A 19,706-nucleotide genomic window follows, 5' to 3' on the forward strand; every position below is an offset into this window, starting at 1 on the left:
CCCGATGTCGCTTCTGAAAATCCGCAATCTTTCCGTGACCTTCACGACATCCTCCGGACCGTTCCGGGCGGTCGACAAGGTCGACGTGGATGTCCGCCCGGGTGAGATTCTGGCCATCGTGGGCGAGTCGGGGTCGGGCAAGTCGGTCTCGATGCTGGCAACAATGGGGCTGCTGCCTTGGACCGCCACAGTAACCGCTGACGAGATGAGCTTCGACGGCCGGGATCTGCGCGCGATGTCCGGCAAGGCGCGACGCCGCCTGATCGGCAACGACTTGGCAATGATCTTCCAAGAGCCGATGTCGTCCCTGAACCCGTGCTTCACGGTTGGCTTCCAGATCCGCGAGGCTTTGCGCAAGCACACCTCGCTGGATGCTAAAGCACGGCACGCCCGGTGCATCGAGCTGTTCGAGATGGTGGGCATCCCTGCCCCGGAACGGCGGCTGAAGGCGTTCCCGCATCAGCTGTCGGGCGGCATGAATCAGCGTGTGATGATTGCGATGGCCATCGCCTGCCGACCCCGGCTTCTGATCGCGGACGAACCGACGACGGCCCTGGACGTCACGATCCAGGCGCAGATCCTGGATTTGCTGACCGGTCTGCAGGCCGAGACCGGAATGGGTCTGATCCTGATCACCCACGACATGGGCGTGGTGGCGGAAACGGCCGAACGTGTGGCCGTGCAATACGCGGGCCAAAAAGTCGAGGATCAACCGGTGGACGCCTTGTTCGATACCCCGCACCACCCCTATACTGCCGCGCTTCTGGCCGCCCTGCCCGAGCGCGCGACGGAACGGCATCTGCCTACAATCCCGGGCGTCGTCCCGGGCCAGCATGATCGCCCCGCCGGATGTCTGTTCAGCCCCAGATGCAAGTTCGCGGACGATACCTGCCGGACCATTGAGCCGCCCGTCCAACCGCCTGAACTGGGCCTGGCGCTGTGTCATTATCCACTTCACGCTCCGCAGGAGGCCAAGGCATGAGCGCGATCATCGAAGCCCGCGGATTGGGACGGGATTACGAGGTTGGCGGCGGGATGTTCTCGAAGCCAGGAGTGGTCCGCGCGGTTGCCGAGACATCGTTCTCCGTCTCGGCAGGGAAGACGCTGGCGGTTGTGGGCGAGTCCGGGTGTGGAAAATCCACGCTCGCGCGTCTTGTCACCATGATTGAAGAACCGACCTCCGGAACCTTCCTGCTGGACGGCGAGACTGTTACGCCGGACCGGTGGGCCGACCTGCGCACCCACGTCCAAATCGTGTTCCAGGATCCTTATGGGTCGCTGAACCTGCGCCAGCGGGTCGGCCAAATCCTGGAAGAGCCTCTGAAAATTAATCGGCGCGGAATGAGCGCGGCAGAGCGCCGGGCCAAGGCGCGCGAAATGATGCGTCTGGTCGGTCTGCGCGAAGAGCATTACGATCGCTATCCCCACATGTTCTCCGGTGGGCAACGACAGCGTATTGCCGTCGCCCGGGCCCTGATGCTGGAGCCTAAGCTTCTGGTCTTGGACGAACCGGTATCAGCCCTGGATCTATCGATCCAAAGCCAGATTTTGAACCTTTTGAATGACCTTCAAACGCGTTTGAACCTTGCCTATCTCTTCATCAGCCATGACCTGTCGGTCGTCCGCCATGTCGCCGACGAAATCTTGGTCATGTATCTGGGTCGTCCGGTCGAATTCGGCCCCAAGGACGAGATTTTCGATGCACCAAGACATCCCTATACCAAGGCCCTGATCTCGGCCACTCCTTCGGCTGACCCGCGAAACCGCCGGGAACGCATCAAACTCGTCGGAGAGCTGCCCTCGCCACTCGCGGTCCCGCCAGGATGCCCTTTTTCACCGCGATGCTGGAAAGCGCAGGACAAATGTCGTCGTGATCGCCCAATAATGGAGGGCACGCCGCATCCCGCGGCGTGCTTTTACCCCGAAGCATAAGTGTTCTTCCCGGTCCTGCGCCCTAAAAAATGTCGACTTCGCTGTCAGCCTTTTTTCGACCCGGCGCTGGAGCGATATCATCGCGTATAGCGCCGAGTTTCAGTCCGCTCACCGCAGAAGCCACATCAATTGGTTCGCCGCCATCGGCTCCAGCCAGCGCCTTGCAAAACCGCGCCATTTCCTGGGCAGTCTGCTGCGAAAGATCGATCGACTGCATCGCCTTGGTCGCATGATCCCCAAGGCCGGTCGACCCTATGGCCGGTGTCAACGCTTCCTCGAGAACAGCCCCATAAGCCTCGATATCCTGGAAACGACGAGCCATGAACAGAAACAGGTCCGCGCGCGCCAGGGTCGTCAAACCGGCCCCACGATCGGCTTTAGGCACGCCCGAATCTTTGCAGTATCAAAGGGCTTGGCCAAAATATTATTGACGCCGGTTTTCTTGGCGTCTGCGATCAATTGCGGTGTCATTGTTCCGCTAATCAGCACGAAACCAACTTTTGCCGTTGCGCGCTGAGACCGAAGTTTAGCCAACAGTTCGAGGCCGCTCATGCCCGGCATATTATGATCCGATATGATCAGATGAGTTGGTTGACGACTTGCTTTATCTAAAGCCGACGCACCGTCCTTAGCAAAATCGATCTTTTTGAAACCGATCTCTTCCAGTGACGCAATGATAAGGCCGCGGCTGACACTCGTATCGTCAACGACCAAAATGGACATCATATCTTTTACAGACATACCGAATTTCCTTTTCCGGTTTGAAGCGTCGCCTTACGCCTTTTGAAAGCCGTGCGACCAATCGAATCAAAATGTATGGCCACTTCAGAAGTTAGCCTCTCCGAATGACCGATGAAAAGGCATCCATCCGGCGACAAAACCTTTTCGAGCCCGATCCAAAGCCTTGCCTGAACTTCAGGATCCATATAGATCGCAGCATTCCGACAGAAGATTGCGTCGAATGGACCTGAGACCGGCCACGGCTCGACAAAGTTAAGATACCTAAAGGTCACCAGTTTCCTAAGGTCATCATTCAGCTCAAGCTCGTTAATCCCATCACCGCAATCTTTAACGAGATATCGGGATAGATTTTGGTCAATACCAGAGAACGATTGCGCTCGGTATCGCCCTACCTTTCCCTTCTCAAGAACTAACCTATCCACATCCGTTGCCAGTATCTTAACGTCGTATTCGCAAACCTCTGGAAAGTCTCTTAGAAGGACTGCGCCAATCGAAAACGGCTCCTCGCCGGAGGAACAAGCGGCCGACCAAATCCTAACCCGCTCACCTTTGCGTGCCCTCCTCGATATTTGCGGGACGACGTCACGGGAAAATATTTCAAAATGAGCCGGTTCACGAAAGAATCTCGTTGTGTTCGTAGTAAGTGCACTAATGAGTAAGCTAGCCCCAACTTGACCGTTTCTAAGTAAGGTGCCTTCAATAAACTCAGAAAAAGTCCCCGCGTGCGAGTCACGAAAATGCCGCGAAAGCCTGGATTCGACAATTTGACGAGAGCTTTGATCCAAGCAGATCCCAGTCAGGCGGTACAGCAAGTTGGAAACAGTCCGAAAGTCTTCCTCCGTCATGTTTATGGAAGACTTCCGGTACTCTAAGGGACTGGCAGCCTGATCCATCTACAACGCCGCCATCGTCGTCTCGGGGGGAACAGCGGCAGATGCATTTAAAATGCTCAGTGCTCTTTCGCCTGATACAACCATGCCGTCGATCATGCCCATTCCGCTACGTGGACCAACCTGAGGCATTGGCTGGATATCGTCAGGTGAAACACTTACGATATCGGAGACCGACGAGACGAGCAGGCCAACAATCTGATCTACAATTTGAGTAACGAGTATAACATTCCTTGCTTTTGGTTTGATGGGCTCTAAACCAAGACGAGCAGAAAGATCAACAATAGGCACTACTGCTCCACGCAAGTTGATGACCCCAAGAACATAGGCGGGCGAATGAGGCAATATAGTAGTGCTCGTCCACCCTCTAATTTCTCGAACCTTCATGATATCAATACAAAGGGACTGATCGCCAACGGTAAAAGCGATTAGCTCACGGTTAGCTCGGCTATGTTCGGCACCATTTTCTTTCATTGCATAGCTTCCAGTTGCGTTGACGGTATTTTTACCGCGTCGATATTGACAATTTCGTCAGGGTCGATAATGAGTGCGATCTTTCCATCGCCAAGAATGGTTGCCGCAGACACTCCTGCAACTTGACCATAATTATTTTCCAAACTCTTAATAACTACTTGGCGCTGATCATATATGCGGTCGACAATCAATGCGCGACGTTCTTGTTCAGCGGACTCCGTTAGAAGTAGGACCTGGGAAAAAATATCCGCGGGCGTTTCCCTTGGATATCCGAACATGACCGATAGATCGATAACCGGGACGAGAACATCCCGGATGCGGATCATCGATTTTCCAGGCTCAACTCGATGTATCTGACCAGCCCTGGGTCTAATCGTTTCGAATATCGCCGAGAGTGGAACGACCATTGTCTGTCCAGCGACATCGACGACCATGCCGTCAAGTACTGCAAGAGTTAGTGGTAAGCTGATCGTCAATGACGTACCTTGCCCTGCTTCGGATGATATCGCAATCCTCCCTCCGAGTTTTTGAATTTCCTTATTCACAACGTCCATGCCAACCCCTCGGCCGGAAAGGCTGGTTACGGATTCAGCTGTCGAGAAGCCAGGAGCGAACAAAAGTCTATCGATTTCCTGATCGGATAGTTTTGCGTTATCGGGCACCATACCTTTTTCTATCGCTTTGGCGAGTACCCTCTTACGATCGATGCCACCACCATCGTCAGTAGCTTCGATTACTACCCGCCCAGACCTGTGCTGCGCACTCAGCCTAACATTACCAGAAGGCTCTTTGCCATTCATCACTCGAACCTCTGGAGATTCGAGCCCGTGGTCAATCGAATTTCGCAGAATATGCGTCAAGGGATCCACGAGGTGTTCGATAACCGTACGGTCTACTTCTGTTGATTCACCATCCAGCTCAAAGTGAACATCTTTTCCGGATACATCTGCTGTCTCCCGAACGATCCGAGCCATTCTTTGAAACAGCGTTTTGACAGACTGAGCTCTGAGAGACATTACGCATTCTTGGATTTGACGAGTCAAGTTCTTTAATTCTTCTAGTGATTGACCCACCCTAGCACCGCTATCACTTTGAAGGTTGTAGGTGGCTTGACTCAGGACGGATTGGTTGATGACAAGTTCGCCTACTAGATTAATCAGATTATCTACGAGCCCGAGGTCAACACGCAATGTCGGCTTGGTCGTCGGTGGCTTATGGGGTGAAGATGTACCAACTTCCGTCTTCAGGGCGTCCTCGGTGGCACCCGGTGCGGGATCGGGAACTGCCGGCAAAGGTATGTCGGGCAGATCATCACCCTGGTTCTCCTCTTGTCGCACGGTCAAATTCAGTTCAGCAAGCCCGTCTATGAACTCGAAGACCTCGGCAACCTCTTCCAATTTGCTGTCGGTCTCAAGTTCGAGAACCAATGATAGAAGCTCCGAATCTAAATTTTTCGGTATATCGGGAACAGAACGCAGTTCACCCATTCCGGCAAGCTCGCGGAACAAGTGTACTGGGTCATGCCCAAGGTCGTAGAGCTTCTGCGACGGGCGGAATATGATGTCGAAGATACGTATATCCGGCGCTTCGAAATCCAATTGCATAGGTTCGAAGACGAGTTCATCGGCTTCGTTCTCAGTAGGGATTTCGCTGGTAGCTAGTGCGCCAATCTCTGTGATCATCGCCTCAAGCTGTTCGGAATTAAAGCTCTCGCCGTTTCCACCGTCGGATATCAAAGCGGCCAAATGGTCAGCGGCTTTATAGAGATGCCGCACAACCTCCGGAGTTACCGAAATTCGTTCGCTTCGCAGGTCATCCAAGACAAACTCGAACGCGTGTGCAAACTGCGTCAATGCATCTAAGTTGAATGACGCTGCGCCCCCCTTGACCGAATGAACCGCCCGAAACATGGTGTTCACAGTTTCGCTGATCGCATCGCCCGTTTCGAGCTCAGCGAGTCCGTCCGCCAAAGCTTCCAGTTGTTCATCACACTCGACGAAGAACATTTCTTTGATTTCGTCCAAGCTCGACATATTCAGATCCTCGCTACACGCCGTATAGCCGCAATAAGTTTCGAATCCTCAAACGGCTTCACAATCCACCCAGTCGCCCCACTATCACGTGCACGTACTTTTAACGAATGGTCGCTTTCCGTGGTAAGAACAAGAATCGGAACGCTTCTATATTGCGGCATTTGTCTAACTGCGGTAATTACTCCGAAGCCATCCAAATTTGGCATGTTAATATCGGTAATAATGACGTCTGGATCGGCATCACTTACGCTAGCAACTCCAACTTCACCATCTTCCGCAGTCTCGACGTCGAATCCTGCACCTTCCAGTGTAGCGCGCACGAGATTGCGCATCGTACGAGAATCATCTATTGCTAGCACCTTCAGATTGCTCATTGGGATTCCCCTTTTTCTCTTGCGAGGTCTGCCAGGCCCAAAAGCTGCAGATCGTCATATAATTCCGGAGATGCATTAATCCGTACTGTATAGTTCGATTTCAGCTGTCTTTTATGGAAAATTAGTAATTCTTGCGCACACAATCCACCCAATGCTTGTACTTCCGTCCCGTCGAGTTCGGCGTCCCCGGATGCAGCAGCGAGGCATTCCCTCAATGCTTCGGCATCCGCCGACTTAAGTGTTTTGGGGAGTTTTATTGGCGGTATCATCTTCTACCTCCATCGAAAAATTGAATATCGTCTTTCACGTCAGCTTTATGGGAGCACTGAGTATTGCCAGGATCAAATTCCCGGACGAACAGTTGACGCGCTCTTCCAGTTGTCGGGGCATATTTCAGACGACGGGCCATTAGCCCTCCTATGCTGTTGGCGATGCAGGGTATCCCTTCGTCGTCAAGAAAGGATAATGCAAAGGCTGCATTCTGCTGTCCTATTGAGTTGGCAACATCTCCCATCATGGCCCCCCCAAAGACCTTGGCCTGCAGCCGAGGTTTCCTAGCTCCAAGCTTTAGAAGTCCATTGATGAGTACTTCCATTGCGTGTAAACCATAACGCTCCGACGAAACGGCGGCCGATCGTGCGTAAGGCAGAAGAAAGTGGTTCATTCCGCCAACGCCTGCTACGGGATCGCACATGCAGGTTGCTACACATGATCCTAGGAGTGTCGTCATTTCGATTTCCGGGCAATCAGAGACGCGGCACTCGCCTTGAACGACAGAAATTGTTTTTCTGGTTCTATCAGAATTTTGTAATTCATCTTTTGACACCCTCTGCCCTCTTCAATCCCGGCCGAATCAGAAATCGGTCCACATTTCGACGGCGTTTGACGACGCCGCGTTTCCCGACACAAACGCGAGTTTTGGGGCGTGCAGTTGGCGAGTTGGAGGTTGGACGGCCGCAGAGGTCTTACTCACGCTTCCGAAACGGAAGCGGCCGATCGTTGCGACAAGCGTCTCGGCATCGTTGCGGAGGGCTTCGCTTGCCGCAGTCGTTTCCTCCAGCCGGGCGGCGTTATTTTGCGTCGATTGATCTAGTTGTGTAACCGCAGAATTGATTTCTTCGAGGGTTTCGGACTGGCTGCGGGCCGATTTTGCGATTTCCGTCACCCGAGTCGAGATATCGGTGACCGAAGAAACGATATGGCGCAGAGCGTTTCCGGTTTCCCCCACAAGCGAGACGCCATCCTTCACTTGGGTTCGGGATTGCTCGATCAAGGAATTGATCTCATTTGCGGCGTCGGAAGATCGCTGCGCCAATGCTCGCACCTCGGATGCAACAACTGCGAAGCCCCGCCCGGCATCGCCGGCTCGCGCTGCTTCGACCCCGGCATTCAACGCCAGGAGGTTCGTCTGGAACGCAATGTCGTCAATAACCCGAATGATCGACGCAACACGTTCGGACGAGGCAGCGATCTCGTCCATGGCCTGGACGGTACGTACAACGATCTCTCCGCTGGATTCTGCGTTCTGGCGTGCCTCCGAGACCATCGCCGAAGCTTTGTCGGCGCCTTCTGCTGCGGATTTCACGCCTCCGGTCAGATCGTCCAGTGCGGCTGCCGTCTGCTCAAGCGTGGCAGCGGTGCTTTCGCTGCGCTGCGAGAGGATCTCGGCGGTCGCACTGATATCCTTGGATTCCGACCCGATGTTGTTCGCCCGGTCGGCGATCTCCGACATGGCCTCGCCCAACATTTTGACCGTATCATTAAAATCTTGGCGCAATTCTTCATACTTGGCCGCGAATTCCGTCTCTATGGAGGCGTCCAGGTCGCCATCGGCAAGACGGCTCATGCCGCGTCGCAGCTCGTCGACGACGACAATCCTTTCGCGCTCGGCGGCGTCCTGTCTATCGCGTGCAATCTGCAGCTCGCGCTGGGCTTCGCTGACATCTCGACCCAGCAGAAGCACCCGCTCGACCGTTCCATCGGCGTCGCGGATCGGGCTGAAGCTGGCTTCGATATAGATAGCGTTGGGGCCTTGGTCGCCGATTCTCCACAGCCCGTCAAAGCCGTCTCCCTGGGAGAGACCGCGCAGGACCGCATCCATGGTCAGACCGTCCTTCATGGGATAGATGTCGCGGCATAGATCAAGGCGGGTCTCCCCGTCAGGCCCACCGAACGTCCGCTGCACCAGCGCGTTGGCCTCCAGAATGGACCCGCGAAGATCAAATTCCGCGTTGAGCTGGGTCGCGTCGATGGCAGCGAAGGCCGCTTTCCGGCGAAACTCTCCGGTAACGTCGGCCCATTCAAGGACGTAGCCGGTTACCGTGCCGTCTTTGCCTTCGATCGCCGTCACAGCCAACTGGATGCGGCCTTTACCGAGCCGGATGACAGTTGTCGATGTCGTCTCCTGGGAAGCCTCAAGGCTCTGTTGCATGTCCTCGAAGGCGCTGCCGATGAGGCGTTGAACCGGCTGACCAATAAGGTCCGTGGATTCGTCTTCGTCCACGCACCCGTGCAGCATCCCCTCACCGACGGACAGAAGATTGCGCATTGCGGGGTTCACTGCCCGGATTTCACCACCCGTATCGGTAAGCATCAACGCCCCGGATGCCCCCTGGAACGCCGCTTCGGCGTATCGGGCCTGTTCTTCCAGGCTTGCGACTGCGGCCAAGTCGGTTCGAAACGCGTCGACCGCGCGGCTGACGGCGCCGAACTCGTCCGCGCGCATTCGGTCTTTGCTGGGTACGGAATAGTCCCGCGCGCTCAGCCGTTCGACGTCACGACGAAGGCGTTTGAGCGGATTCACAACCAGCGGGCCAAAGGCGAACAGAGCACCGACCAAACACAATATGCCGATGCCGGCCGATACGAGAACGGCGCGTGTGGACGCCGCAGTCCGGACGGTGTCAAGATAGGTCGGATCCCATTCGACGGCCAATGCACCGACCCGCCGGCCATCGGGCAATTCCAAAGGGAAGCCCACGATGCGGTCGGAGATATCTTGAACCCCGCTGAATTCCAACGCGACCCCTGCTGCGCTGTCCAGTTCGCTGACCTTGGATGCTGTTCCCACGCGCAGAACCGGTTGGCCGGCAGCGTTCGAAACGGTGGCAGCCACGATCGCTCCGTTGGACGTCATGAGCGTGTCGCGAAGCATCTCTCCCGCGGCATCGAGGCGATCGAACGCGACAGGCGGAGCTAGTGTATCGCCGATGAGATCGACAACCACGCCCGCATTTCCACGGGCCACAGTTTGCATGACGGTGTCGGAGCCGCGCGAATGCAGTAGGTCCAGCGATATGCTGACGGCGGCAATGCTGGCGAAAAGGCACAGGCCGATCTTCACGGCGACCGAACGGTGAAGCGGAATCTTGGAATCAAATTTCATGGTTTGTTTTTCGGCACTGGGCTGCATCAAAATGAAAGGCTGTCGAGGCCGAAGGTGACGGCTCCGACCGGCTCACCGCTGTCGGGATCGAGCAAGGTTCGGGACGCTTGCACCGCGTACACCCCTGTAGACGCGTCGAGTTCTACATCGGAAGTGTGTGCGCCGGTCGGACCCGCGCCGAACGTTTCCTGGTGTTTGGCCTCGTCCCCCTGCCAGTAGTCAGAGGTGATGCCACTGATCGCCGCGTTCAGACCCACGGTATCCATCACGATGATCTCGGCGATCCGACCCTCGCTTTCCTTCACCATCATGCGCAATTGCATCGAGGCGTCCGATCCGGTCAGATTTGAAATGAGGGGTCTGGACGCTGACGCGATTTCCTGCCGCCACGTTTCATCGAGCGCGATCACATCCGCTTCGGTCACGCCAGCGTGGGCCTCGTTGGCGTTCGCGACCGCAGCCATGATGGCCGGGGACGCCGCAATCAGGTCCATCTGACGGGTGACGAAGTCCTGCATGGGGTCGGCGGGAACCGCCGTACTATACCCAATGAATGCGAATGCGGTTGCAAGGGTCGTGCGAAGCAAATCCCAGTCCTCCGGTTGGTGCCGCAGCGGCGACAACTTTCCGAAAGACCATGCGCGCGATGATTTAAGGTTGCCTTAAAGCCCGCCGGGAAACGTCATTTCACCCGTGGCACAATCGCGACAATGCGAGGGAAAATGGTGCCGGCGGAGGGATTCGAACCCCCGACCCTCGACTTACAAAATCGCCGCTCTGGCCATCTGAGCTACGCCGGCCCGCGACATGCCCATACCGTCAGCGGTTTGCGCGTGCAAGGATTGCAACGGCCGTCAGCCCCACGAACGTCACCAGCAGCGCCGCCGGCGCCGCGTCGCCGATCCGCTCGAGCGATGCCTGCTCGTAGACCCGCGTCGCCAGTGTGTTGTAGTTGAACGGACGCAAAAGCAGCGTTGCCGGAAGTTCCTTGACGCAGTCCACGAAGACCAGAAGCAGGGCCGTGGCCAGTGATCCGCGCATCATGGGCAGGTAAATCGCGCTCAGCGCGCCGCCGGCCGTCCGCCCCAATGCGCGCGCGGCCATGGGCAGGCTGGGCGAGACGCGGCCCATCGCGGCGTCCGTCGCCCCCTGCGCGATCGCGAAGAAGCGCACCGTGTAGGCCAATACGATTGCCGCGGCCGAGCCGGTCAGGATCAGCCCCGGATCGGTGCCGGTGATCGCCAGCCAAAGGTCGGCGACCCGGTTGTCGAACCACGCAAGCGGAAGAAGAAGCCCCAGGCCCAGGACGGCCCCCGGAGCGGCATACCCAACAAGGGTCGCAGGCATCAGAAACCGCGGCAAAACCCGGCCCGACAGTCGCACCCCATAGACCAGGAACAGCGCACCCCCGACCGTCAGTACGGCCGCGGCTCCCCCCGTGACAAGGGTATGAAGTGTGGCGCGCGCCAGATCGGGGTCCGCCCATCGGTCCGCGGCGCCGACCGCGTGGCCGGACAGGACCGCTACCGGCAGGACAAACCCCGCGGCAAACGGAATCGTGCAAAGCACGAAGGCCAACCAACCCCAGCCCCCCCGAATTAAAGTCCGCCCCGGCCGGCTTTCCGAGCGGCTGAGCGCATAGAACCGCGACCGGCGGCGCGAGAGCTTTTCGAGCATCACGAGAACGAACACGAGCGTAAGGATCACACAGGCGATCTGAGCCGCCCCACCGGCGTTTCCCTGCTCCAACCAGACGGTGAAGATGCCGGTGGTCAGGGTCTGCACGCCGAAATACTCGACTACGCCGAAATCGTTCACGGTTTCCATCATGACGACGGCGGTGCCCGCGGCGATGGCCGGACGGGCCAGTGGCAAGCCGACCCGCCAGAACCGCGCGACATGCCCCGCCCCCAGCGCGCGGGCCACGTCGAAGCTCTGGGCCGACAATTCACGAAACGCGGCCCGGGCCAACAGGTAGACATAAGGATAAAGCGCAGCAGAGATCACGAGGACCGCGGCCCAGCGCGACCGTATTTCCGGAAAGGCGTAGTCGCGCGCGCTATGCCAGCCAAAAACCTGGCGCAGGCCGGTCTGCACAGGTCCAGCATATTCCAGGAAATCGACCAATGCGTAGGCCCCCACGTAGGCCGGGATCGCCAGCGGCATCAGCAGCGCCCATTCCAACCAACGCACGCCCGGGAACCTGTACATGGTCACCAGCCATGCAGTGACGGTGCCCACCACGGCCGACAGCGCGCCCACGGCCGTCATCAGGATGACCGAATTCGACAGATAACGCGGCAGCGTTGTCGAGATGAGGTGGTGCCAGATGTCCTGGCTAGGGTTCAGTGCCAGCCAGACGACCGTCAGGATCGGCAGAAGCACAAGGGCCGCAATCACCGCCGCGCCCAGCGACCAACCGCCCGGCCCGCGCCGCATCGCGACAATCTGAGTGATCTGCTCGGTCATGCGGCTAGATAGGTCAGCACGCGGGGCGGTGTCCAGCAAACCGGGACAGACCAGGGGGAAACTTCATGCGCATTGGCGTGATCTCGGATACACACGGGCTTCTCAGGCCCGAGGCTTTGGCCTGTTTGGACGGTGTCGACCATATCCTGCACGCGGGCGATATCGGGCGGCCGGACATCTTGCCCGCCCTTGCCAAGATCGCGCCGGTTGTTGCGATCCGTGGAAATATCGATACCGAAGACTGGGCGGCTGGCCTGCCACAGCAGATGCAGCTGACGTTTGCCGGCCAAGGAATAATGATGATCCACGACCTGAAGGACCTCGGGACCGCGCCCAAGGACGTCTCGGTCATCATCTCGGGCCATTCACACAAGCCGTCCTGCACGTGGTCTGACGGTATCCTCTACCTCAATCCAGGCAGCGCGGGGCGGCGGCGGTTCAAGCTGCCGGTCACTCTGGCGATCCTGACCCTCGGCCCCGGGATCGAGGCCGAGATCGTCACTCTCGTCTAAGCCTCAGCTCATCCCGAGCGCTTCCATGTACATCTCGAGCACCGCCTCTTCCTCGGCAATGTCGTCCTTGTCGCGCTTGCGCATGGCGATGATCTTGCGCATCACCTTGGTGTCGTAACCGCGCCCCTTGGCTTCGGCCATGACTTCCTTCTGCGCGTCGGCAATGTCCTTCTTCTCCTGTTCGAGTCGCTCGAACCGCTCGATGAACTGGCGCAGCTCGTCGGCCGTCACCTTGTAGTTGCTGTCGATCACGCTTGCGTCGGACATGGTCGGCCGCCCCTTGATGTGAATATGCACGGGGGCGGGTCCTACGCGGACCCGTGGTGTCTGGCAAGGGTGTTGCCGCCCGGACCCCGATGCCCTATCGCGAGTCCGCGACGGCGGCACAGGGGTGACCATGGAGTATATCATCTGGATCGGAACAGCGCTGTCCTGCCTCGGGCTGGCCGGGCTGGTCTATTGCGTGATCGCGGCACTGCGCGCCAAACGGGCGGGGCTGGACGAAGATGAAATGCGCGCGCGCCTGAAGCGCCTCGTAGGGTGGAACATGGGGGCGCTTCTTCTGTCGACCCTGGGCCTCGTCATCGTCATCACGGGTCTCTTCCTCGGCTGACCCCCTTGCCTGAATGGCGTAGGCACGGCACAAGGTTTCGCATCCCCGCAGCCAGGAAATCGCGCCATGGACATTCGACAGGTCACCCCGACCTACGCGGTCAGCCCGCAAATCCAGCCAGGGGACATTGACGCCCTGGCCGAGGCGGGGTTCACCCGCGTGATCTGCAACCGCCCCGACGAGGAAGTTGCCGGCGACGAAAGTTCGGCCACGATACGTGAGGCATGCGCGGCCGCTGGTCTGTCCTTCCACATGATCCCGGTAACCCATGCGGGCGTGACACAGGACCTGATCGATCAGCACCGCACCGCGATCGACACCGCCGAGGGTCCTGTCTTCGCCTATTGCCGGTCGGGCACGCGGTCCTGTCACATCTGGGCCCTGGGTCGGGCGGGCGAGATCGATGTCGACACCATCGTGCAGTCGGGAGCAGACGCCGGCTATGACCTGAGCGGTCTTCGTCCCACGTTGATGGCGCTGGAGCAAGCCAGGTCGTAGGCCAACGGCGGCGGTGTCACGTTACTCGCTGTCCCAAGCGGCGGCCATTCCGTCCGGAAGCATCATCGTATCGTCTTCCGGCGACAAGAACTCTGCCGCACCGGGCTGTTCCAGCCGAACCGCCTTGCGCCCCCCCGATTGTCCCAGACGGCCCTCCCCGATCCGCGCACCCGTCGCCCCGACGATCGAGACGCGCCCGATCGATTCGCGTGGAAGGGTCAGCCGGTCCCCAACCCGAAGGGCGCGCATGGCGGCCACCGTCGTCTCGATCTCGCCCAGAAGGGCGGTGACCTGAAGCTCGCTGCCCATCAGGCGGGCTTCCATCTTCTCGGCCCAGTTGGCGGACTTGTCAGCCGGGTCGTCGGTCTTGGCCGCCTCGTTGGGAAGGACAAGATGAAGCGTACCCTCGCGGCTTTCGTTGCCCGGAAACTTCAGCGGCAGTTTCCAGTGATCATGCGCCGTATCCCGCAGCCCCAGCATGATATCGCGCGGCTTGGACAGGGGCGTCGCATACCGGAACCCCGTGACCGCGCCGGCCATCTGAAGCTCGTCGATCATCGCCTCGTGCGTGGTCAGAATGCAATCCACGGCATCCGCGACCAGCGCGGCGTCGGTTCCTGTCGGCGTCCGCTTGCGGGGCGGGCGCGTGCCAAGCCGTCCCAGCGTCTGCTGTTCGACCAGCGCCGCCATCGGACCGGGTTCCAGGATCAAAACGCCCGGTCCGGCCGCTGAATCGAGAAGCAGGGTGAGCATGCCTTCGCCCATCAGGGGGGCGGCATCTTCGGGCAGGATGGTGGCCCGTCCCGGACGCTCGACCTCGACAGTCAGGCCTGCGCCGCGGGACAGCCCGTGAACGACCGCCCGCCTCCAGACCCGTTCGGGGCTGGGCGGGGGTGGCGCATCGCGCCGTATGGCACCGATCTTTCGGCGAAGGGGCGACATGTCGGACATCGACCGGGGGAACTCGCTTCTGGCTTGTCCTTTCGATAGACGCCAATTCTTACCAAACCATAAAGTTCGATCTATCCAGCCGCGTGGACGTCGCGCTGCGCCAGGGGCACCCGCACCCGGAACGCGGCACCACCCTGTCCCGGCAGATACGCGATCGACCCACCCAGGCGGCCCAGGATCTCGCGGCAGATCGCCAGGCCCAGCCCGGCCCCGCCCGCAGCACGGCTGTCCCCCCCGCGGGCGAATTTTTCGAAGATCATCTGCTGCTCGGTTGCCGGAATGCCGGGCCCGTTGTCGATGAAGTCGACCTCGGCCGCGTCGCCCGAAAGGCGAGAAACGATCCGCAACCGGGGCGTGTCGACCCGGCAATACTTGCGGCAGTTCGTTACCAGATTGATGAAGACCTGTGCCAGCCGGTCGGGATCGGTGCGCAACCGCATCTCTGCCCGCCCCGATCTTTCAATCATCACGGGACCGCCGCCATCGCAGGCCTGAATCGCCCGGTCCAGCACGTCGGCCAGTTGTGCTTCCTCGATACGCAGGGTCACCTGCCCCGATTCCAGAACGCTGAGATCCAGAAGGTCGTCAAGAAGGCGGGTCAGGCGTTCGGCCTCGTCCTGAATGATGCCCGCGAAACGTGCGCGGTTTTCCGGGTCCAGCGTTCCTGCCCCGTCGCGCAAAAGCTCCGAGAACGACCGGATCGACGTCATGGGCGTGCGCAGCTCGTGGCTGATCTGGCTGAGGAAGGCGTCCTTCTGTACCGACAGGCGGGTCAGTTTCTCGTTGGCCTCGCGTAGCTGCGTGGCGGTGCGGGCCAGCTCGCGGCTCTGCGCTTCAAGCCGGGCCGAATATTCCATGATCTGCGCCGTCTCGTCGGCGACGCGCATCAACTCCTCAACAGAGACCGATCCGCCCCCCGTGATCTGGCCCAGCATGGCGTGGGCAGTGGCCCCGCCCACGGACCCGGCCAGCTCACGTTCGAGCCCTTCCAGAAACTCCTGATCGGGATCGGGCAGGTACCCCGCCTTGCCTTGCCGGATCGCGGCACTGCGAAACACCGCCTGTGCTTCGGTCGGGCCAAGGATGCGTTGCGCCATGACCAGAAGATCCTCGGCCTCGACGTGGGTCGACTGCCAGCCGCGCGCACCGGGCTTGGTGCGAAACACGTTGACCATGGCCGCGCCCTGCAGACGCTCCATCGGGCTTGGAAAGGTTAGAAGCGACCCGATCACGAGACCGGCCGTGTTGAACAGGAGCGACCAGATCAGCGCGTGCAAAAGCGGATCCACCCCGCCGATCCCGAACAGCGCCTGCGGCCGCAACAGATCGATGCCGAAGGGGCCCGACGCCATGACCGCCTGCGGAAGGCCCGTCGCGAAGGACGGCAGGAACAACGTCCATCCCCAGATCAACAGGCCCAGCCCCAGTCCCAGCGCCGCGCCAACCCGCGTGGCACCCCGCCAGAACAGCCCGCCCAGCATCGCCGGCAGAATCTGCGCGATCCCCGCGAACGAGATCAACCCGATCGCCGCCAGCGCCTCGCCCCCTCCCGACAACCGGTAATAGGCATAGCCCAGCGCAAGGATGGCCACGATGGACACCCGTCGCGCGCGGATCGCGACATGGCGCACATCGCCCGAAACCAGCGCACCAGGGGGCCCCGAGCGGAGCCAGATCGGCATGACCACGTGGTTCGAGATCATCGTCGCCAACGCGATGGCCGCCACAATCACCATGGACGTGGCCGACGAGAACCCGCCCAGGAAGGCGAAAAGCGCCAGCGCCTCCTGGTTTTCGGCCAGGGGAAGGGTCAGGACGAACAGATCGGGGTTCGCCCCCTCTGGCATCCGCCCAAGGCCCACCGCAGCGATGGGAAGGGTAAACAGCGACATCGCGAACAGGTAGAGGGGGAAGGCCCAAGACGCCGTCGCAAGGTGCCGTTCGTCGGAATTTTCGACCACCAGCACCTGGAACATGCGCGGCAGACACAGAAAGGCCGCCCCCGCCAGGAAGGTCAGGCCGACCCAGCGGCCCGGCTGCACCTGCCATTCGGCGATGGGCGAGGCGTCGATGATCCGGAACGTCTCGGCCGGGCCGCCCGCGACCGTGAAGACGACAAAAAGCCCGACCGCGAGAAGCGCCAGAAGTTTGACCACCGCTTCGACGGCGATGGCGGCGACGATGCCGTCATGCCGTTCGTTCGCATCTAGGCGCCGGGTGCCGAAGACGATGGTGAACACGGCCAGGCCCGCTGCGACCCAAAGCGCGATGGCATTGAGGTCAGGCGCCTGCGGTCCGTCCGAGAAGACGGCGAAGGACAGCGTGACCGATTGCAGTTGCAGTGCGATGTAAGGGGTCGTTGCGACCACGGCCAGCAAGGTCACCAATCCGCCCAGCAGGTTCGACTTCCCGAACCGCGAGGAAATCAGGTCGGCGACGGAGGTGATCCGCTGCGACCGTCCGACCCGGACGAGCTTGCGCAGAAGCGTCCACCAGCCCACCAGTACCAGCGTCGGCCCCAGATAGATGGTCGCGAACTCAAGACCGGAGCGCGCCGCATAGCCGACCGCGCCGTAAAAGGTCCACGCCGTGCAGTAGATCGACATCGACAGGGTATAGACCACCGGCCCGCGCAGCCAGCGCGCCCGGCCGCGCACCGACAGCCTTTCCGCCAGAAACGCGATGACGAAAAGAAGTGCTGCGTAAAGGACGCAGGCCCCCAGGATCACATCGAAGGCCGGCATTTCAGTCGCCCTCCGGGCCTGTCCCGTCCTCGGCCCGGACGATCCGCGCCAACCGGAGTGAGATCGCGAAGGACAATGCGATCAGCCCGCCCCACGCCCCGAACAGGTAAAGTCCGCTGCGCGCGGTAGTCCCGGCCCCGTCGCTCGCCCACATTAACGGCAGCAGGAACAGGACCATACCCAGAACCGGCAGAAGTCGCGCGGCATCGCCCAGCCGTCGCCGACGGTAACTCGTCCGCTCAAGGAACGGCAATTCCTTCAGCGGGCTCATGCCGTATCGCGTCGATGCGCGAGCGCGCGGACGGCCTCGAGCATTTCGGCATTCGAGAACGGCTTGGTCATGAACACGTCCGCCCCGATCTCCAGCGCCATCTCGCGCTCCTTGGACTGACCGCGCGCCGTCAGCACCATGATCGGCAGATCGCGCAACGCCTCGTCCGCGCGCAGGTCGGCCAGGATGTCATAGCCCGACCGGTCAGGCAGCATAACGTCCAGGATCAGCACGTCCGGCATGCGGTCGCGCACGGCCTCGACCGCGCCCCTTCCCTCAGGATGGGTCGCGACCTGCCAGCCGTCGCGGGACAGCACGAAGCGGATCGCCTCGATGATGTTGGGCTCGTCCTCGATCAGAAGAACGCGCTGTCTGTCGGTCAAGACCGACCCTCCTCCCTCTTGCCGGACCACACTCCCCCCGGGTCAGGACCCGTGCATAAGACGGCAGCGCGGTCGGCTTGTCAAAAGGCTTCACAGGATCGCCGCCTCCCGCCGGGCGGGGCAGTCGGCCCGCGGACACAGGCGACACGTGGTGCCGAGCGTTGGCGGAACGTCCTCCGCGGCGCCCGGCAGGATCAGCATCGTAGCCCGCGCCGTCAAGGGCCCCCCATACCCCGCCGGATGGTCGAGGGCCACGGAACACCACGTCTCGGCCGGGCGGGCATCGCGGCCGAACTGGCGGACGACGTCATGCCGGGGGCCGTGCGGCACCAGAAGCGCCTGGAAGATCGGCCATAGCGCACAGGGCGCGCCATAGCGCGGCAGATCGAACCCCGCCGTGGGGCGGCGGAACAGGATCGCGCCCGCGCCGTCGCATTCCACCAGACCGACATCGCGCCCCAGCCTTTCGCGCGGCAGCGTGGCGATCCGGCGCATGACAAGTCCCGGATCGACCCCCGTTCCGGAGGCCAGCGCGAACGGATCGACACCATCTTCCAGCCCGCGCAGCAAGGCGCTGTCCGGCAGCCGGGACGCATCCGCGCCCGCCCGGGCCAGCACGGCGCCCAGAAGGGCGCGGGCACCCTCGCTCAGATCGCCTTCGACCGGCATGTCGCCTGAAATCGCGAACCCACGCTCGGCGCACCATGCCTCGACCTCTTCCTGCGGGCTGACCGCGTCGAATGCGGCCCCCTCTCCGGCGGTCAGATAGCCGGCCAAGGCCTGGGCCGAGGTCGCAAGCCGCCGACTATCCTCGTCAATATTGCGGTGAAACCGGCGCTGCCAATCGGCCTCAAGCTCTTCCTCGACCAGAATGGCCGCGGAGGATCGGATCGCGGTGACCATCGACAGCACATCGTGGACCGAGGCCGAAAGCGCCGGGTCGTGTGCCATTCGGTCGCCCATGGCGGCGATGCGTGCCTCCAGCGCCGCGATACGGTCGGACTGCGCGGCAATCAGCGCGGTCCAACCGGGCAGATCGGCGGCAAGGCGTTCGATCTGGTCGATCTCGGGTGGCGGGTCGCTCTCGGTGGCGGCAGCGGCGGCCATCAAGGCCCGGATCAACCGCGGCCCGGCCCCTTCCGACAGGCGGTGCGGATCGGTTCCCAAGGCGTCCGCCACGGCCGCCAGAACCCGCCCGCCGATGCGCCGTTTGTCGTGTTCGATCAGGTTCAGATACGAGGCCGAGATCCCCGCGGCCTTCGCCAGATCCGCTTGGCTGAGACCCCGATCGAAGCGCCGCGCCCGGATCCGCGCGCCGATCATCCTGTCAGACGCCAACGGAATCTTCCTTTCCTCAAAGGGTGTTTCTGCGCCGCGCCGACAAGAAATTTACAGATTGCGGCACTGCAGCGCGCATAAATTTACAGAAAAGTTAC

Annotated in this window: 22 protein-coding genes and 1 tRNA gene; 5 read left to right on the plus strand and 18 right to left on the minus strand. The window is 60.6% G+C overall.

The window, feature by feature from the left end; all coding sequences use genetic code 11:
• Nucleotides 1-4: 4 nt before the first annotated feature.
• Entirely contained in the window at nt 5-982 is a 978-nt protein-coding gene (locus PAA8504_RS08260; RefSeq protein ID WP_108893711.1) for an ABC transporter ATP-binding protein, read from the plus strand.
• On the plus strand, nt 979-1,932 hold the full coding sequence (locus PAA8504_RS08265) for an ABC transporter ATP-binding protein (protein WP_108893712.1): 954 nt from the start codon (nt 979-981) through the stop codon (nt 1,930-1,932). Before PAA8504_RS08260 ends, PAA8504_RS08265 begins: the two co-directional genes overlap by 4 nt.
• Before the next feature lie 22 nt (nt 1,933-1,954).
• On the opposite strand, the gene PAA8504_RS08270 is transcribed toward PAA8504_RS08265, so the two are convergent.
• From PAA8504_RS08270 to PAA8504_RS08320, 12 genes are all read right to left on the minus strand, one after another.
• On the minus strand, nt 1,955-2,290 hold the full coding sequence (locus PAA8504_RS08270; protein WP_108893713.1) for a DUF8776 family protein: 336 nt from the start codon (nt 2,288-2,290) through the stop codon (nt 1,955-1,957).
• On the minus strand, nt 2,287-2,673 hold the full coding sequence (locus PAA8504_RS08275) for a response regulator (RefSeq protein ID WP_108893714.1): 387 nt from the start codon (nt 2,671-2,673) through the stop codon (nt 2,287-2,289). The genes PAA8504_RS08270 and PAA8504_RS08275 overlap by 4 nt, the downstream gene beginning before the upstream one ends.
• Entirely contained in the window at nt 2,664-3,566 is a 903-nt protein-coding gene (locus PAA8504_RS22765) for a CheR family methyltransferase (protein WP_108893715.1), read from the minus strand. The genes PAA8504_RS08275 and PAA8504_RS22765 overlap by 10 nt, the downstream gene beginning before the upstream one ends.
• Nucleotides 3,567-4,037 (minus strand): chemotaxis protein CheW, encoded by a 471-nt coding sequence (locus PAA8504_RS08285; RefSeq protein WP_108893716.1) that lies wholly within the window; start codon nt 4,035-4,037, stop codon nt 3,567-3,569.
• Nucleotides 4,034-6,070, minus strand: coding sequence for a chemotaxis protein CheA (locus tag PAA8504_RS08290; protein WP_108893717.1), 2,037 nt, complete (start codon nt 6,068-6,070; stop codon nt 4,034-4,036). The genes PAA8504_RS08285 and PAA8504_RS08290 overlap by 4 nt, the downstream gene beginning before the upstream one ends.
• A 2-nt stretch (nt 6,071-6,072) precedes the next feature.
• Entirely contained in the window at nt 6,073-6,444 is a 372-nt protein-coding gene (locus PAA8504_RS08295; protein ID WP_108893718.1) for a response regulator, read from the minus strand.
• On the minus strand, nt 6,441-6,713 hold the full coding sequence (locus PAA8504_RS21770; protein WP_146190466.1) for a chemotaxis protein CheX: 273 nt from the start codon (nt 6,711-6,713) through the stop codon (nt 6,441-6,443). The genes PAA8504_RS08295 and PAA8504_RS21770 overlap by 4 nt, the downstream gene beginning before the upstream one ends.
• On the minus strand, nt 6,710-7,270 hold the full coding sequence (locus PAA8504_RS08300; protein ID WP_245897568.1) for a chemotaxis protein CheD: 561 nt from the start codon (nt 7,268-7,270) through the stop codon (nt 6,710-6,712). The genes PAA8504_RS21770 and PAA8504_RS08300 overlap by 4 nt, the downstream gene beginning before the upstream one ends.
• A 27-nt stretch (nt 7,271-7,297) precedes the next feature.
• A complete protein-coding gene (locus tag PAA8504_RS08305; RefSeq protein WP_181375736.1) occupies nt 7,298-9,829 on the minus strand; it encodes a methyl-accepting chemotaxis protein in 2,532 nt (843 codons plus the stop codon).
• Between the two features lie 26 nt (nt 9,830-9,855).
• Nucleotides 9,856-10,347 carry a hypothetical protein gene (locus PAA8504_RS08310; RefSeq protein ID WP_146190467.1) on the minus strand — a complete coding sequence of 164 codons (492 nt, stop codon included), beginning with the start codon at nt 10,345-10,347 and terminating at the stop codon, nt 9,856-9,858.
• A 205-nt stretch (nt 10,348-10,552) separates the two neighbouring features.
• A tRNA-Thr gene (locus PAA8504_RS08315) sits at nt 10,553-10,629 on the minus strand.
• Nucleotides 10,630-10,648: 19 nt separating this feature from the next.
• The gene (locus tag PAA8504_RS08320) at nt 10,649-12,298 is read right to left on the minus strand and encodes an ABC transporter permease (RefSeq protein ID WP_108893722.1); all 1,650 of its coding nucleotides are present in this window, start codon (nt 12,296-12,298) and stop codon (nt 10,649-10,651) included.
• 65 nt (nt 12,299-12,363) lie between these two features.
• On the opposite strand from PAA8504_RS08320, the gene PAA8504_RS08325 reads away from it, so the two are divergent.
• Nucleotides 12,364-12,810: a metallophosphoesterase family protein gene (locus PAA8504_RS08325; RefSeq protein ID WP_108893723.1), complete on the plus strand. Its 447-nt coding sequence runs from the start codon at nt 12,364-12,366 to the stop codon at nt 12,808-12,810.
• Nucleotides 12,811-12,813: 3 nt separating this feature from the next.
• On the opposite strand, the gene PAA8504_RS08330 is transcribed toward PAA8504_RS08325, so the two are convergent.
• A complete protein-coding gene (locus PAA8504_RS08330) occupies nt 12,814-13,077 on the minus strand; it encodes a DUF2312 domain-containing protein (RefSeq protein ID WP_108893724.1) in 264 nt (87 codons plus the stop codon).
• Nucleotides 13,078-13,207: 130 nt separating this feature from the next.
• Between PAA8504_RS08330 and PAA8504_RS08335 the strand changes: the two genes are divergently transcribed.
• Together PAA8504_RS08335 and PAA8504_RS08340 are read left to right on the plus strand one after the other, a co-directional pair.
• Nucleotides 13,208-13,423 (plus strand): hypothetical protein, encoded by a 216-nt coding sequence (locus tag PAA8504_RS08335; RefSeq protein WP_108893725.1) that lies wholly within the window; start codon nt 13,208-13,210, stop codon nt 13,421-13,423.
• 66 nt (nt 13,424-13,489) lie between these two features.
• The gene (locus PAA8504_RS08340; RefSeq protein ID WP_108893726.1) at nt 13,490-13,921 is read left to right on the plus strand and encodes a protein tyrosine phosphatase family protein; all 432 of its coding nucleotides are present in this window, start codon (nt 13,490-13,492) and stop codon (nt 13,919-13,921) included.
• Nucleotides 13,922-13,942: 21 nt separating this feature from the next.
• On the opposite strand, the gene PAA8504_RS08345 is transcribed toward PAA8504_RS08340, so the two are convergent.
• The 5 genes from PAA8504_RS08345 to PAA8504_RS08365 all read right to left on the minus strand — a co-directional run bounded on the left by PAA8504_RS08345 (nt 13,943) and on the right by PAA8504_RS08365 (nt 19,608).
• The gene (locus PAA8504_RS08345) at nt 13,943-14,863 is read right to left on the minus strand and encodes a FliM/FliN family flagellar motor switch protein (RefSeq protein WP_181375737.1); all 921 of its coding nucleotides are present in this window, start codon (nt 14,861-14,863) and stop codon (nt 13,943-13,945) included.
• Between the two features lie 80 nt (nt 14,864-14,943).
• On the minus strand, nt 14,944-17,616 hold the full coding sequence (locus PAA8504_RS08350; RefSeq protein ID WP_108893728.1) for a sensor histidine kinase: 2,673 nt from the start codon (nt 17,614-17,616) through the stop codon (nt 14,944-14,946).
• 1 nt (nt 17,617) lies between these two features.
• The gene (locus PAA8504_RS08355) at nt 17,618-17,887 is read right to left on the minus strand and encodes a hypothetical protein (RefSeq protein WP_108893729.1); all 270 of its coding nucleotides are present in this window, start codon (nt 17,885-17,887) and stop codon (nt 17,618-17,620) included.
• On the minus strand, nt 17,884-18,270 hold the full coding sequence (locus PAA8504_RS08360) for a response regulator transcription factor (protein ID WP_108893730.1): 387 nt from the start codon (nt 18,268-18,270) through the stop codon (nt 17,884-17,886). The genes PAA8504_RS08355 and PAA8504_RS08360 overlap by 4 nt, the downstream gene beginning before the upstream one ends.
• 90 nt (nt 18,271-18,360) lie before the next feature.
• The gene (locus PAA8504_RS08365; RefSeq protein ID WP_146190468.1) at nt 18,361-19,608 is read right to left on the minus strand and encodes a helix-turn-helix domain-containing protein; all 1,248 of its coding nucleotides are present in this window, start codon (nt 19,606-19,608) and stop codon (nt 18,361-18,363) included.
• Nucleotides 19,609-19,706: the final 98 nt, after the last annotated feature.

It is taken from the genome of Palleronia abyssalis, from assembly GCF_900302445.1.
GTDB classification, from domain to species: domain Bacteria; phylum Pseudomonadota; class Alphaproteobacteria; order Rhodobacterales; family Rhodobacteraceae; genus Palleronia; species Palleronia abyssalis.

Coding starts and splice junctions, on each gene's coding strand:
- PAA8504_RS08260 (WP_108893711.1), top strand. CDS start 5: ATGTCGCTTCTGAAAATCCGCAATCTTTCCGTGACCTTCACGACATCC.
- PAA8504_RS08265 (WP_108893712.1), top strand. CDS start 979: ATGAGCGCGATCATCGAAGCCCGCGGATTGGGACGGGATTACGAGGTT.
- PAA8504_RS08275 (WP_108893714.1), bottom strand. CDS start 2,673: ATGTCTGTAAAAGATATGATGTCCATTTTGGTCGTTGACGATACGAGT.
- PAA8504_RS22765 (WP_108893715.1), bottom strand. CDS start 3,566: ATGGATCAGGCTGCCAGTCCCTTAGAGTACCGGAAGTCTTCCATAAAC.
- PAA8504_RS08285 (WP_108893716.1), bottom strand. CDS start 4,037: ATGAAAGAAAATGGTGCCGAACATAGCCGAGCTAACCGTGAGCTAATC.
- PAA8504_RS08290 (WP_108893717.1), bottom strand. CDS start 6,070: ATGTCGAGCTTGGACGAAATCAAAGAAATGTTCTTCGTCGAGTGTGAT.
- PAA8504_RS08295 (WP_108893718.1), bottom strand. CDS start 6,444: ATGAGCAATCTGAAGGTGCTAGCAATAGATGATTCTCGTACGATGCGC.
- PAA8504_RS21770 (WP_146190466.1), bottom strand. CDS start 6,713: ATGATACCGCCAATAAAACTCCCCAAAACACTTAAGTCGGCGGATGCC.
- PAA8504_RS08305 (WP_181375736.1), bottom strand. CDS start 9,829: ATGAAATTTGATTCCAAGATTCCGCTTCACCGTTCGGTCGCCGTGAAG.
- PAA8504_RS08310 (WP_146190467.1), bottom strand. CDS start 10,347: ATGCAGGACTTCGTCACCCGTCAGATGGACCTGATTGCGGCGTCCCCG.
- PAA8504_RS08320 (WP_108893722.1), bottom strand. CDS start 12,298: ATGACCGAGCAGATCACTCAGATTGTCGCGATGCGGCGCGGGCCGGGC.
- PAA8504_RS08325 (WP_108893723.1), top strand. CDS start 12,364: ATGCGCATTGGCGTGATCTCGGATACACACGGGCTTCTCAGGCCCGAG.
- PAA8504_RS08330 (WP_108893724.1), bottom strand. CDS start 13,077: ATGTCCGACGCAAGCGTGATCGACAGCAACTACAAGGTGACGGCCGAC.
- PAA8504_RS08335 (WP_108893725.1), top strand. CDS start 13,208: ATGGAGTATATCATCTGGATCGGAACAGCGCTGTCCTGCCTCGGGCTG.
- PAA8504_RS08340 (WP_108893726.1), top strand. CDS start 13,490: ATGGACATTCGACAGGTCACCCCGACCTACGCGGTCAGCCCGCAAATC.
- PAA8504_RS08345 (WP_181375737.1), bottom strand. CDS start 14,863: ATGTCGCCCCTTCGCCGAAAGATCGGTGCCATACGGCGCGATGCGCCA.
- PAA8504_RS08350 (WP_108893728.1), bottom strand. CDS start 17,616: ATGCCGGCCTTCGATGTGATCCTGGGGGCCTGCGTCCTTTACGCAGCA.
- PAA8504_RS08355 (WP_108893729.1), bottom strand. CDS start 17,887: ATGAGCCCGCTGAAGGAATTGCCGTTCCTTGAGCGGACGAGTTACCGT.